Below are 13,652 nucleotides of genomic sequence, written 5' to 3'. Positions count from 1 at the left end.
AAAGTAAGAGAAAATTTAAAAGTGCAAAAATTAAAAAGACGAATAGACTTATTTTAACGATTCATTTTGATAAGCGCCTAAACAACAACTTTTTTTTATGTTAGAAATATAGGGCTAGCTTTAATGTCACTCATTTATAGGAGAACAAGTGAAGGATGGATTTGTACATTTCTAAATCAAAAACTTGGATTACTAAGTTATTTCTATTATTATTGTTGATAAATCAATAATTGATATTCTATGAGCAAAGATTTACTATTAGATGATGTTTATGTTTTTTTGTTGGAACGAGTTTCTAGAAGGTTCAAAAAGTACGCTAAAAAGGAATTATCAAACATTGGAGTCAATTTGTCTAGCGAACAGTGGGTCGTCTTAAAACGAATCAGTGAGTATCCAGGAACCACTCAACGAGAAATTGCAACTTCTACTTACAAAGACCCAGCGTCGATTACTAGAATTTTGGACTTGTTACAAAAGCAAATGCTAATAAAAAGAGAAGGTGGGGCCGATCGCCGCTCTTTTGGTATTTATCTGACAGAAAAAGGGGCAGGAGTGGTCGAAAAAGTCTTGCCAGTAGCCGTTGAAATGAGAGCTAAAGGATTGGATGGAATTAGTGATGAAGAGAAAGTTACTTTGAATCGATTGCTCAAGAAAATTCATGATAATTTTGACAAACTTTAGCAAGACAAAAGGCAAAGAGCAATTGTTTTAAGTACTGCCCTTCCAGAGGAATAGCGAGATGCAATAACTAGTGCTATTTTTTTATACTGATCATTGATAAGTCAATAATTGTTTAGTCAATCGTTAGGTGCATTTTATCGAATTTAAAAACACAGAAATCATTGATTTTAATTACTATAAAAAAGATTATTATGAAAACATTATTATTAGGAACGATTTTATGTTTATCGCTTACCGATAACTATGGGCAATCCAATTCTGCTAAAGCAATTGTAGACGTTGTAGAGATGTTTGCCAAAAGTGCCGACCAACAGAACGTTACCAAAATGAAGAAAGTTTTACACAAAGATTTTCGTGCTTTGGTCAATCGGATGTTTGGAAGTAAAGATTTGAGTGTAACGGATAAAGAAACGTACCTGTCGTTGTTAGAGGCAAAAAAGATAGGAGGCGATGATAGGGCTGTTCGTATAAATAGCATCAACATTCAAGGTGTTAATGCTTATGTTCACGCAACATTTGTTGGCAAAAAGCTGATTTTTAATACTTATTTATTGTTGGTAGAACAAGAGGATGGCACTTGGCAGATTGTCAACGATATGCCTGTAATCGAAAAGGTGGAGTCATAATTATAAAAAACAACCGAGTTCCTATTTTAGCTGGAATTCGGTTGTCTAATATAGAGCAAAACTATTGAGACAAATGCGCTTGAGCGACTTTTTTCTGTACTGCCCTATCAAATTTCGTTTTCCAATCTTCCCCATAAAGCTTTTCTAAGGTTTTGAAATAGCGAGCGTTTGATTTTTCTACTTTAGCCATTTCTTTTTCCATTTTGGGCGTGAGTTCACAACCTTGGAATTTTACTTCGTAAGCAATTCCCCAATCTTTGGCTACTATTTTTTTAGCCTCAAAATAAGTCATATAAGGCTTGCCAACCACATAATCCACCCAAGTAGCTGTATTATTGGCTAAATGTTGCTGCTTGGCTACTTCAAACTCTACTTCTTGATCGAGTATTTTTTGCCAACCTTTACCAAAGGTATTTTCTAGTTGTTGTACGTAATCGTTATTAGCGAGAAAAAGCTCTGTTAAGGCAGCTTTTTCGGTTGCACTCATGTCTTTTGTCAAAAATTGAGGTTTGTAGGTAATGCCCCACGTTTGAGCAACAACTTGTTTGGCAGCGTAAAAGGATTTGTCTTTATTGTTATCAACTAGTTCGTACCAAATCCCTTTTTTTTGGCTTGTATTACGATGCATTTCTTTTTTTACTTCCAATTCAAATTCCTCCATCCAATTATCCCCATATTTAATGGCCAAGGTTTTGAAGTAGGCTTTATTGGTAGCTTGGTACTGCTTGGATTTATCAGACATCTCATCAGATAAAACACAGCCAGCAAAAGTAGCTTGATAATTGATGCCCCAGGCTTTGGCAACCGTTTGTTTGGCTTCAAAATAACCAGGCATTGGACGCCCAATTACATAATCATTCCAAGTACCTTGAGCGTGAATAGACAAGGAAATAAATAAAGTACTTAAAAGCAATAATAAAATTCTCATGTGTGTATTTTTCTAAGAATGGTTGGGACAATAGACCGCTAGGTTTTGGCAAGGTACTATTGATCCAACCTTAAAAGTATACTTATTATGAATCCAAAACATATGCCAAGATAAGGCGGAAGATATGCCTTGAACCTTAAAAATTACCTACAATATTCATTGAAAGCATCAACAGCAGTTGTTTCTTCTCCCAACTCGATAGCTGTTTTGAAATCCATACAGGCTTTTTGCCGCTCATTTTCCTTGATGTAAAGCATTCCCCTAGCTAAATAATCCTCTCCGTAAGTAGAATCTATAGCTATTATTTGGTGATAACGCTCAATGGCAGCCGAATAATTGTTGGTTGCTTCGTAGACATCTGCTAGCGAACTCAAGGCCGCAAATGACACGGGATTAATATCTAAAACTTTTTGGTAAAGTTGAATTGCTTCATCGTATTGTAGGGTAGCTAGTTTGGCATCTCCCTTATTTAAATAAGCCAATTCATAATCAACATCTAATTCAATTGCTTTGTCAAAATCTTGACAAGCTGCCTCATACTTTCCCATTTTATTAAACGTATATCCTCTATTGTTATAACCTAGTGGATCATCGCTTTGCAGTTCAATAAAGCGATTGTAGTCCTCAATTGCCGCTTCATAATCAGCTTTCATCTCGTAGGCATCGCCACGTTTGATAAATGCATCTGCATAATTAGGGACTGACTCAATAATTCTATCCAATTCATCAATGGCCATATCATAAGCCTCCATATCATAAAAACAGGCTGCTTTTTGGTAAAAACAATCGGTATTATCTTCTTCTAACTCAATCGCTGCATCAAAGTCGGCCAATGCTGCTTCATAATTGGCTATTGTATTATAAGAAATACCACGATTATAATACAAGGTAGCAGAATTAGCTTGCAATTGAATCGCAGTGGAATAACTTTCAATGGCTTTTTCCTCTTGCCCCAAAGCAGAAAAAAGAATGCCTTGACAATTGTATGCTCTAAAGGAGTTTGGAACTAACTCTAGTGCTTTGTCTAAGTCACTTTGTGCTGCTGGGTAATTTTCCAATTCACAATGTGCAAAAGCTCTCTCGGTATACGCTGTCGCATTTTCAGGATTCGCCTCGATGACCTTGGTAAAATCTTCAATAGCCCCTTTGTAGTTTTGTTGCTCGACTTTTTCAATGCCTTGATTTAGAATTTCGTCAGCTGTTACAAAATTAGAACAAGCAAAGAGTCCTGTTAGGATAAAAAATAATAGAATGATTTTCATAAGAATGGTTTTAGGAAACTTAATAGTTTGTCCTCAGTCGTTTAAAGTGTTCTTCCAAAATAGTATTAATTTGTGAGACTTCAATTAAAAATCCATCATGACCAAATTTTGAGTCGATTTCATAATAAACACTTTTGGGCAAATGCTGCGTTAAAAACTGCTGTTCAGATACAGGAATTAACAAGTCACTCGTAATCCCAATAACAGACACAGGAATATTGAGATTTGCCAAAACAGTTTCGATTGGAGCTCTATCTCGACCAATATGATGCGTATCTAGACATTTAGAAAGGTGCCAATAACAATGTGCGTGAAAGCGTTGGGCTAGTTTTTCGCCTTGATAACGGACATACGAAGCGGCACGATGTTGATCGAGTTTGGGCGTATTATCTGTTTGGGTTTGGATATAGGCATTGATGGTTCGGTAAGAAATAAGCCCTAAGGCTCTCGCTGTTTTTAAGCCCATGGAGCCAGCTGATGGACTGTCCTCTTGCCAAGTAGCATCTGTTTCTAATGCCATTCGTTGCGCTTCGTGAATGGCAATACTCCAAGCCGTTTCTCGTGCACTAGTTGCCAACAAGACCAAACTTTTGACCACATTAGGAGCCGCAAGCGCAAATTCTAAAGCTTGATGTCCTCCAAAAGAGCCTCCAAGCCCCATCATTACGGTAGAAATACCTAAATGTTGACGTAGTAAATGGTGTGCTTGTACGACATCTCGAACCGTAAATGAAGGAAATTCAATGCCATAAGCTAAGCCAGTTGTAGGATTAATAGAGCGAGGGTTCGTTGTGCCATAAAAAGAACCCAAGACATTGGCACAAACAATAAAATGTTTGTCAGGATTGACAAGTGTATTGTCTCCTACCACACCTTGCCACCAATCCGTAGGATCAGAGTTTGCTGTTAAAGCATGAAAAACCCAAACAACATTATCTTTGGCTGCATTGAGTGTCCCAAAAGTATGATAGGCAATCTCTAGTTCGACTAAATGCCCGCCTTGTTCTAGGTTAAAACCTTGTTGATATTTGTAAATTTGTACGTTTTTTGGATAAATCATACTGGTTATTTAGATTTTTCTAAAGCTTGATTAATATCATTAATAAGGTCATCTAAATGTTCTAAGCCTACAGAAAAGCGAATCAAACCATCTAAAATGCCAACGGCTTCTCGATCAGTTGTACTGAGCTTAGAATGTGTGGTAGACGCAGGATGTGTGGCAATGGTTCTAGTATCCCCTAGGTTGGCTGTTAAAGACAACAGTTCTAAAGCGTCCAAGAATCGGCGACCACGTTCTAAGCCTCCTTTTACAATACAAGTAAATAGACCTCCTCCTAACTTCATTTGGCGTTTGGCTAAATCAAACTGAGGATGTGAAGGGAGATGAGGATATTTAACCGATTCTATTTCTGGGTGATGTTCTAGATAACTAGCCAGCGCATAGGCATTGGCAGAGTGGCACTCCATTCGAACAGCTAGTGTCTCTAAACTTTTGGATAATATCCAAGCATTAAATGGTGAGATAGAAGGTCCTGTCCGACGAGCAAAGGCATAAACTTTGGCAACCAGTTCTTTTTTGCCCAATACCAAACCACCTAAAACCCTTCCTTGTCCATCGATCCATTTGGTAGCAGAGTGAACGACTAAATCTGCTCCATAGTCGCTAGGTCGTTGTAAGTAAGGAGTAGCAAAGCAGTTGTCGATATTAAGCAATATGTTGTGTTTTTTTGTTAATTTCCCTAACCATTCTAAATCAATAAAATCTAAGGCGGGATTAGAGGGTGTTTCGGCAAACAACATCTTCGTGTTGGGCTGTATTGCGGCTTCCCATGTTTCAGGCTGGTCAATGTCTACATAAGTATAGTCCACGCCCCATTCGGGTAAAATTTCTGTGATAATACGGTGTGTATTTCCAAAAACAGAGCGGCAAGCAATTAAGTGATCTCCTTTTTTGAGAAAAGGAGCGAGTGAGGCAAAGATAGAAGACATTCCCGAAGCAGTTGCAAACCCATCTTCAGTACCTTCTAACAAACACATTTTTTGAATGAATTCACTAGCATTTGGATTGGAAAAACGAGAATAAATGTGTGCTTCTTCTTCTCCTGCAAAGACGGCTCTAGCTTGTTCGGCATTTTCAAAGGTAAAGCTAGAAGTCAAGTACAATGGAGCTGAGTGTTCTCTGTTGTGCGTTGGTGCTGTTTGTGTTCGAATTGCCAACGTTTCTGCTTTATAAGTTGTTGATGCTACTTTTTTAGGGGAGGCAGGAACCAATTCATAGCTGTAATTGATAGCAGCCGTTTCTTTTAAAATATGATAGACAGAGCAATATTTATCTACGGTTAAATCAATTGCCTTTTGAAGCTTTTTCTCATCAACTGTTCCTGTTATGATAATTTTTACCTCAATATCTTTAAAAATGGCAGGAACAGCTTCGGTGTCTCTATTGGCTTCAATTTCTATTTGGAAGTCTATGATTTCTTGACGTTGCTTTTTTAAGATACTAATAATATCAATGGCAGAGCAACCACCGAGCCCTGCTAGTAAAGATTCCATAGGGCGGAATCCCTTATTTTGACCACCAATAGAAGGCGCTGCATCTAATTCTAAGCGAGCACCCGATTCGTTTTGTGCTAAAAAATGATAAAAATCATTTTGTCGATTTAATGTGATTTTCATAAAAAAAAGTTTACATTACTTCGTGGGAAAATCGCATCAGTTTGATTATCAATAGAGTATGTTTTTTGTTGCTTAATTTCTTAAAGGTTTGAGAATCAAACTGATGCAAAGATGCTTTTTTAGGTTTTTACAAAAAAGCTAAAAAATCCACGAAGTACTAAGTTTAGTAACGATAGAAATATCATCATTATCGAGAAAATGAAAAACGCTTCCAACAGATAAAGTTAGAAGCGTTTGGTATAGTAGATTATCAGTAGATATCAAGCTTTCTAACTTATCTGTCTTGAGTTAGCACCTTACTAAAGCAGGTTGCCAAGGCTTCTAAGGGCAAGTCCCTCCACCTTTCTCGATAAGTAATAAATGCGAAGCTAAGGAGTAGTTGTGACACTACCAAGTTATTGGAGTGAAAATAGCAAATCTCCCACAGGATAATAGGTATAGGTTATGGTTAATTGTCATGCCAATGAAGGCAAATAGGTTTAACCTAATATAGAATTGTAATAGGACTTATAATCCTAAGACTAGCTTAAAGAAGGCTAAAGAGCCTGCAATTAGCATCATAAAAAGTAGAAACAAAATTCCTACAAAAAATACATTTTTTATAGTTCTAACAGGGTTGAATTTAGCAATGCAATAGATAGCTCGAACGCCATCTTTCCAATTGATTTTTTTGCCTTCTGCAAAGGTTCTCCCATAATAAGAAATGCCAACTTCATACACTCTAATATCTGGAATACGCGCCATTTTAGCCGTTACCTCTGGCTCAAAACCAAATCGTTTTTCTTTCAGATCCAAACTTTGAACCATTTTAGTATCAAACATTTTGTAACACGTTTCCATGTCTGTTAGATTCAAATTGGTATTCATATTTGATAAAAAGGTCAATAGTTTGTTGCCGATACTATGCCAAAAGAATAGAATGCGGTGTGGGTTGCCTCCCATGAATCTAGAGCCATAAACGACATCTGCATTTCCATTTAAAATAGGCTTGAGCAGAATATTGTACTCTTCAGGATCATATTCCAAGTCGGCATCTTGAATGACAAGATATTCTCCTGTAGCTTTAGATATTCCCGTATGTAAGGCAGCCCCCTTCCCTTTGTTTTTTTGATGTTTGAAATATTGAATGTCGAGTGTTGGATTTTCCTTTATATATTGTTGAATAGCTGCTTCTGTATTATCGGTAGAACAATCGTTGATAATCAAAATTTCTTTCTGAATGCCTTGGGCTAAATGTACTGCTTTTACTTTGTTTAGAATCAAATGAATGGTTGCCCCTTCATTATAAGCAGGAATAACAATGGATAACGTATTGATAGTTGGTAGTTGCATTATGATTGAGTAAAACGATTTGTAAATAAATACTTCATATGTTTGGATACATAAGTAACGATTGTTATGTATTGGCAGTGAAGTAATCTATGGTTAAAAATAGGGAATTAATGTCCAGATTTCAAAAGATACTTATCTCGTTCATAGATATGATAAGGATGAGCAGGATGTGTTACGCCAAAAACAGCCCAGTAGGATTTTTGAGTCATCCTCGACCAATGGATGATTCCATGGTGGTATTGATACGATTGAAACATATTCAAACAAAGACAAGCGGTTATAAAAATAGTCAAAAAGTGACTAATCAATGGGCTTTTAGAAAGTTCTTGGAGGAGAGCTGCTAGCGGAATGCTAAGAACAACACTGGCTTCTACCAATGCTCGCATACCAAAACTGCCTCCATATGACCAGCACCACCAACAAGACACAACATAAATATTAATAACAATGTAAATAGCGAGAGAGCCAAATAGATTTTTATGTTTTTTTAATAAAACCAGAAGCCCTACAAAGCCTAAAAGTAGGACAGGACTATAAACTAACCAACCTTTTCTGTATCCTAATAATATTTCAAATATGTGAGGCTGGCTAAAGATAAAGTTTTCTCCATTGGTAGTATAGCCGTTCATCAAATAAAACCCTACAACAGTTTTCCAATACAATAGTTGAGGAACAAAGGGCAGTGCAAAGAATAACAACCCAATACCTAGTGCTTTCCAGTGTGTCTTAAAGAGCAGCAGTCGATTTTTGAGGCTTTCTATAGAGCAAACATTCCAAAAAGCTAATACTAAGAAAAAGATCATATTGGGCAATCGAGTCATTGCTAACATTCCTGCCACAAAAGATAAGGCTAATAATGGCAGTAGAGTAGGACGTTCCAGCCATTTGATAGCTAAAAATAAGGCTAAAGAAAAAAGAAAAAATGAAAAAGCATGGGACATTAAAAATTCATAAACAGTGTAGAAAAATAAATTGGTTCCTAGCCCTAAAATTAATAGGGTGATCGCAACAGGGACATCTTTGTAATAACGTAATAAAACTGCTCGCAACAAAAATAGTGCAAGACTAGTATAGAAAATAGTACCTGTTATCATCCAAAAAAGATAGGTATACGAAAAACCGTCTCTAGGCACTTGCCAATAATAGGCTTCTAAATGTCCCAACAAAAAAAAGGGGCTTAACAAAATAGCAGGTCCCATGCTATATTTATTCACCTCAACTTTTTTCCCATCACGACTAGTGATGTATACTTTTCCTGATTGTTTGGCTTGTTGGTGAATAAATGAAAAATCGGTTGACTGATGAATGAAAAAAGCAGGTAAGTAAACATAGTATCCTCCCATATCAAAAGAAATTACTTTATATGGTTTTAGATAAACTCTAAAGCTGTCTCGATGGGTTAACGCTATTGTGAGGAATAAAAAAATAGCTAGCAACGAATATTTATTTGGCGGGTATGTGATTTTCATATGTAAAATGTTGGGGAAGGTTATTGCAATTCGATAATTTGAAAGAGACACTGAGTTGTGACATTAGAGCCAATGGCAGCGAGAATATTCTCGTTAGAGGGGCATAAATATTTGCCATTACAGCCTTTGAAACTCGCCAATCTATGGTGTTTTTCTAACGTTAGCCTTTCCCAGTGATCAATGTGTTTTTGCCTTAAAATCGCTTGATTGTTTAATTGAAGATGTACCGTCACATACTGATCTTTAGCTTTTAAAGCGATAATATCATGACCTAAGTTGCAAAGTTGAAATGTATCTGCGTCACTGGATTGTAGAGCATCGGCAATTAGATAATAGGGAGGCTCTGAGGCAAGTCTTACAAATTGATTTTTTGAATTTTTTAATAAAATTTTGCTGGGAGAAAAACCACTGGCTCGTATGTGGTTAGCTGGAGGAGGTCCAGCGCATGCTATTAAAAAATAGCAAGTAGAGATTAATAATATTTTGTTTAACATGTTATTCTATTATAATAATTGCGAATAACAGCTTGTGGGGTAACTTCTATAAAAGAGACGTGTTATAATCTTTTTAGGTTTGAATGTAGAAGAATAATTGAAAAAAATATTTGTATTGCAAGTGAATTTTAGAGCAAGAAATATAGGGTATATTGGTATTAAAAAGTGCAATTGCTATGTTTGGCAATTGCACTTTTGTATGATTTATAAACTTCTTCTTATTCAAGTGAATAAGAGTTGTTTCTTTGTGGTTTTTTATTTATTCAAAATAGCAGGATTCATTCCCATATTAGAGAAACCGCCATCGTGATATAAATTTTGCATCGTGACATAACGAGTATAGTCAGAGAACAACGAAACACAGTATTGAGCACAAGCTTCGGCAGGAGCATTTCCAATCGGAGACATGTTTTCAGAGTAATCCAAAAATTCTTTAAATCCGTCAATTCCTGTACCTGCTGTCGTCATAGTAGGCGATTGAGAAATTGTATTGACACGAATATTGTTGCGTTCTCCAAAGTGATAACCAAAAGAACGAGCAAATGATTCTAACAATGATTTTGCTTCTGCCATTTCGCTATAATGTGGAAATACACGCTGTGCACCGATATAAGTCAAGGCAACAACAGAACCCCAATCCTTAATCGCTTCTTTTTTCCATAGTGATTGCATCAACTTATGGAACGAAATAGAGGAGATGTCAAAAGATTTTTGCATAAAGTCATGATTTAAATCTGTGTATGACTTCCCTTTGCGAATATTGATGGACATACCAATAGAGTGCAAAACAAAGTCAAATTGACCACCAAAATGCTCCATGCTTTTGTCAATCAATTTCTCTAAATCATCTAAACGAGTGGCATCCGCTGGAATGGCTGGACAGTTTAATTTTTCAGCTAAAACTTTTATGTTGGAATCACCTGGCATACGAAAAGCAACAGGTGCATTGGTTAAGACGATTTCTGCACCTTCCGCAACACAAGCTTCGGCAACTTTCCATGCAATAGACATATCATCTAATGCTCCAAAGATAATTCCTTTTTTTCCTTTTAAAATCATAACGTTATGCTTCTATTTTTACTTTAATTGGATATTAAGTGTCTGGTTATGTATGCATTACTTCGCGGCGAAATTGCATCCATTTGATTATCAATAGGATGTAAAGAGTTTTTTTTAGCGTTTTACAAAAAAACTAAAAAAGTCACGAAGTCTTATTATAATAACCATTCGCCTAAGTCTTTTTATTGCTGCAATATTACTAAGAATCTATTTAGGAACAAGCTATTTGTATGAAAAAATAAATAGAAGGGGCGTATTTTGGTAAGCAAAGAAGACTTTTTAAAGCTATTGTACCCAATTTTCTTTATCCAAGCTTCTAAATTGGATCGCTTCCGCAATATGTTGAGCATGGACGTTTTCTTGACCATCTAGATCGGCAATGGTTCGGGCTACCTTTAGGATTCTATCATAAGCACGAGCGGATAATTGAAAGTGTTCCATGGCTCGTTTTAGCAATAACTTGCTGGCTTTGTTGAGTTGACAAAACAGTTGGATATGCTTCGATTCCATTTGTGCATTGCAATAAGTATGCTGATCCTCTTTATAACGTTCTGTTTGTAGCTGCCTTGCAGCAATCACCCTATTTAATATCTCTTCGCTACTTTCTTGTGCCGTTTCATCTGACAGTTCATCATAATTGACAGGCTTTACCTCAATGTGTAAATCAATTCTATCCATCAATGGACCCGATATTTTGTTAAGATAGTTTTGAACCGCATTAGGAGAACAAACACACTCTTTTTCAGGATGTGTATAATAACCACAAGGGCAGGGGTTCATGGATGCTACTAACATAAAACTGGCGGGATAATCGACCGTGAATTTCGAGCGGGAAATAGTTATTTTTCTAGATTCCATGGGCTGTCGCAACACTTCTAGTACCGAGCGTTTAAATTCTGGAAGTTCGTCCAAAAATAGGACACCATTGTGTGCTAAGGAAATTTCACCAGGTCTAGGATAATTGCCGCCACCTACCAGAGCCACGTCACTAATGGTATGATGAGGATTGCGAAATGGGCGTTGATGAATTAAAGAGCAATCTTCGGGAAGTAGCCCTACTACAGAGTGAATTTTGGTTGTTTCTAATGCCTCGCCTAGATTGAGAGGAGGTAAAATACTTGGAAAGCGTTTCGCCAGCATGGTTTTGCCTGCACCAGGGGGACCAATTAAAATCAAGTTGTGACCACCCGCTGCGGCAATTTCCATGGCTCGTTTGATGCTGCGTTGCCCTTTTACATCTGAAAAGTTAACAGAGAAAATAGTTTGATTGTAAGCAAATTCTTCACGAGTATCGACAACTGTTTTAGAAAGTTCTTTGCTTCCTTGAAAAAATTCGATCACATCTCGCAGGTGTTCTACCCCAAAAACCTCAATTTTGTTAACAATAGCAGCTTCTCTTGCATTCGCCTTTGGCAAAATAATTCCTTTAAAGCCTTCTTTTCTAGCTTGAATGGCAATCGGCAAGGCACCTTTAATTGGTCGAAGTGTTCCATCCAAAGAGAGTTCACCCATCAAAATATAATCCTTTAATTGTTCGTGAGGCAATTGCTTATTGGCAGCCATAACCCCAATGGCAATCGGCAAATCGTAATAAGACCCCTCTTTCTTTAGGTCGGCTGGCGCCATATTGATAATAATCTTAATGCGAGGGATTCTATAGCCAATTTCTTTGAGTGCTGTTTCGATTCGCCAATAACCTTCTTTGACGGCATTGTCTGGAAGCCCTACTAAAGAGTACCCTGGTTTTCCTTGAACAATTTGACCTCCTGCACTCACTTCTATGGTAATGGTTTGCGCATCAATTCCTTCTACTGCACTGGCAAATGTTTTTACTAGCATAATTATATTAACGGTTATTATAAAGATGAGAGAAATAAGTATGAAATCACAATTAGTTAATAACGTCATACTTAGGATTGTTGGCTTTGAGAGAACAACAAGGGCTTTTTACGCCGAAAGATTTTGTCTTGTTACAGACGAATGCTTAAAAAAGGACTTCCTTTGAGTAGGGCAAATCAGAAGACCTAAAGGTCTTAAATTTTAAAAAAAATACAGTTAAGTGGGTATTAAAGAGTTTTAGTAGCTGTTTTTTCAAGAAGCTACCCTGCATAATGCTAGAATTTAGAAAAGTATATCAAATAGTAGTTAGCTACACTGCTACTTCGTGGTCGTTGATTATTATTCGCTACGCTCATGAGAGCGCAAGCTTAGTTACCAAAAAGATAAAAAAGCACCTTTATATTAGATTACTTCGTGAGCGCTTTGCTTTTAGTTAGCTTCGCTGCTACTTCGTGGTACTTCATGAGTGCTGCGCAGTTGATAATCAAGATTTTAATGCAAAATGTAATAAAAGCATAACCTGTTGATTATCAAGATAATAGTTTTTTAACAAACTGTTGTCAAAAATACCCCAAAAAGAAAAAAGGAGCTATAAGCCCCAGCGAAATGATTACTTCTTATAAGCAACTCTTGACAAAATCGAACGACCTAGTGTTAACTCATCGGCATATTCTAACTCTCCTCCAAAAGAAACGCCTCTAGCAATCGTAGAGATTTTGACAGCACTTTCTTTTAACTGTTTGGAAATATAAAAGATGGTCGTTTCTCCTTCTATTGTGGGACTGATGGCCATAATCAATTCTTTGGTTTGTTCTCTTTCTATACGATCCAATAAGCTATCAATGTTAAGTTGGTTGGGACCAATGCCTTCAATAGGAGAGATGACACCACCCAATACATGATAAACACCATTAAATTGTTGTGTGTTTTCAATTGCCATGACCTCTTTTATGCTTTCAACAACACAAATCGTCGTTTTGTCTCGTTTTGGAGACAAGCAAATACTACAAGTTTCGTCATCGGCAATATTATGACAAGAAGAACAAAACTGAATGTGTTTTTTCATATTTAGAATGGCTTCACAAAACTGCGTCACTTCCGTGCTTTCTGTTTGAAGCAAATGCAAAGCTAAACGCAAAGCTGTTTTTTTTCCAATACCTGGAAGAGTGGCAAAAACTTCAACAGTGTTTTCGAGTAATTTGGAAGATAGATTCATAATGAATGGTATTTTGGATTATTCGAAATTCTAAGTATGAAAACAAGTGGTAAGGTAATTTACTTTTATT

Annotated in this window: 12 protein-coding genes, 1 pseudogene and 1 riboswitch; of the genes and pseudogenes, 2 read left to right on the top strand and 11 right to left on the bottom strand. The window is 36.7% G+C overall.

What is annotated here, in order from left to right:
- Window positions 1-240 precede the first annotated feature (240 nt).
- Window positions 241-681, top strand: coding sequence for a MarR family winged helix-turn-helix transcriptional regulator (locus tag CG11_RS17855; protein ID WP_052598197.1), 441 nt, complete (start codon window positions 241-243; stop codon window positions 679-681).
- A gap of 191 nt (window positions 682-872) precedes the next feature.
- Complete coding sequence (locus CG11_RS17850; protein ID WP_052598196.1) at window positions 873-1,307, top strand: nuclear transport factor 2 family protein; 435 nt, start codon at window positions 873-875, stop codon at window positions 1,305-1,307.
- 61 nt (window positions 1,308-1,368) lie between these two features.
- On the opposite strand, the gene CG11_RS17845 is transcribed toward CG11_RS17850, so the two are convergent.
- The 11 genes and pseudogenes from CG11_RS17845 to recR all read right to left on the bottom strand — a co-directional run bounded on the left by CG11_RS17845 (window position 1,369) and on the right by recR (window position 13,582).
- The gene (locus CG11_RS17845; protein WP_052598195.1) at window positions 1,369-2,235 is read right to left on the bottom strand and encodes a hypothetical protein; all 867 of its coding nucleotides are present in this window, start codon (window positions 2,233-2,235) and stop codon (window positions 1,369-1,371) included.
- 143 nt (window positions 2,236-2,378) lie between these two features.
- Window positions 2,379-3,497, bottom strand: a complete 1,119-nt coding sequence (locus tag CG11_RS17840) for a tetratricopeptide repeat protein (RefSeq protein ID WP_052598194.1) — start codon at window positions 3,495-3,497, stop codon at window positions 2,379-2,381.
- A gap of 19 nt (window positions 3,498-3,516) precedes the next feature.
- The gene (gene metX / locus CG11_RS17835) at window positions 3,517-4,557 is read right to left on the bottom strand and encodes a homoserine O-acetyltransferase (RefSeq protein ID WP_052598193.1); all 1,041 of its coding nucleotides are present in this window, start codon (window positions 4,555-4,557) and stop codon (window positions 3,517-3,519) included.
- Window positions 4,558-4,562: 5 nt separating this feature from the next.
- A complete protein-coding gene (locus CG11_RS17830) occupies window positions 4,563-5,714 on the bottom strand; it encodes a PLP-dependent aspartate aminotransferase family protein (RefSeq protein WP_368667161.1) in 1,152 nt (383 codons plus the stop codon).
- A gap of 78 nt (window positions 5,715-5,792) precedes the next feature.
- A pseudogene (locus CG11_RS31060) lies at window positions 5,793-6,173 on the bottom strand (OsmC family protein); the annotation flags it as partial.
- 271 nt (window positions 6,174-6,444) lie between these two features.
- Window positions 6,445-6,529, bottom strand: a riboswitch (SAM riboswitch).
- A gap of 151 nt (window positions 6,530-6,680) precedes the next feature.
- A complete protein-coding gene (locus CG11_RS17825) occupies window positions 6,681-7,505 on the bottom strand; it encodes a glycosyltransferase family 2 protein (RefSeq protein WP_081909591.1) in 825 nt (274 codons plus the stop codon).
- A gap of 107 nt (window positions 7,506-7,612) precedes the next feature.
- Entirely contained in the window at window positions 7,613-8,974 is a 1,362-nt protein-coding gene (locus CG11_RS17820) for a hypothetical protein (protein WP_156039822.1), read from the bottom strand.
- 20 nt (window positions 8,975-8,994) lie between these two features.
- Window positions 8,995-9,468: a hypothetical protein gene (locus CG11_RS17815; RefSeq protein ID WP_052598191.1), complete on the bottom strand. Its 474-nt coding sequence runs from the start codon at window positions 9,466-9,468 to the stop codon at window positions 8,995-8,997.
- A gap of 255 nt (window positions 9,469-9,723) precedes the next feature.
- Window positions 9,724-10,527, bottom strand: a complete 804-nt coding sequence (locus CG11_RS17810; RefSeq protein ID WP_052598190.1) for an enoyl-ACP reductase — start codon at window positions 10,525-10,527, stop codon at window positions 9,724-9,726.
- Between the two features lie 285 nt (window positions 10,528-10,812).
- Entirely contained in the window at window positions 10,813-12,366 is a 1,554-nt protein-coding gene (locus tag CG11_RS17805) for a YifB family Mg chelatase-like AAA ATPase (protein ID WP_052598189.1), read from the bottom strand.
- A 610-nt stretch (window positions 12,367-12,976) separates the two neighbouring features.
- The gene (recR, locus tag CG11_RS17800; RefSeq protein WP_052598188.1) at window positions 12,977-13,582 is read right to left on the bottom strand and encodes a recombination mediator RecR; all 606 of its coding nucleotides are present in this window, start codon (window positions 13,580-13,582) and stop codon (window positions 12,977-12,979) included.
- Window positions 13,583-13,652 lie beyond the last annotated feature (70 nt).

This window comes from Aureispira sp. CCB-QB1 (assembly GCF_000724545.1).
Lineage (GTDB): Bacteria > Bacteroidota > Bacteroidia > Chitinophagales > Saprospiraceae > Aureispira.
The sequence above is the reverse complement of the archived record's forward strand: the minus strand, read 5'-3'. Positions and strand labels throughout refer to the sequence as shown.

Coding starts and splice junctions, on each gene's coding strand:
- CG11_RS17820 (WP_156039822.1), bottom strand. CDS start 8,974: ATGAAAATCACATACCCGCCAAATAAATATTCGTTGCTAGCTATTTTT.
- CG11_RS17840 (WP_052598194.1), bottom strand. CDS start 3,497: ATGAAAATCATTCTATTATTTTTTATCCTAACAGGACTCTTTGCTTGT.
- recR (WP_052598188.1), bottom strand. CDS start 13,582: ATGAATCTATCTTCCAAATTACTCGAAAACACTGTTGAAGTTTTTGCC.
- CG11_RS17815 (WP_052598191.1), bottom strand. CDS start 9,468: ATGTTAAACAAAATATTATTAATCTCTACTTGCTATTTTTTAATAGCA.
- CG11_RS17850 (WP_052598196.1), top strand. CDS start 873: ATGAAAACATTATTATTAGGAACGATTTTATGTTTATCGCTTACCGAT.
- CG11_RS17845 (WP_052598195.1), bottom strand. CDS start 2,235: ATGAGAATTTTATTATTGCTTTTAAGTACTTTATTTATTTCCTTGTCT.
- CG11_RS17855 (WP_052598197.1), top strand. CDS start 241: ATGAGCAAAGATTTACTATTAGATGATGTTTATGTTTTTTTGTTGGAA.
- CG11_RS17810 (WP_052598190.1), bottom strand. CDS start 10,527: ATGATTTTAAAAGGAAAAAAAGGAATTATCTTTGGAGCATTAGATGAT.
- metX (WP_052598193.1), bottom strand. CDS start 4,557: ATGATTTATCCAAAAAACGTACAAATTTACAAATATCAACAAGGTTTT.
- CG11_RS17825 (WP_081909591.1), bottom strand. CDS start 7,505: ATGCAACTACCAACTATCAATACGTTATCCATTGTTATTCCTGCTTAT.
- CG11_RS17805 (WP_052598189.1), bottom strand. CDS start 12,366: ATGCTAGTAAAAACATTTGCCAGTGCAGTAGAAGGAATTGATGCGCAA.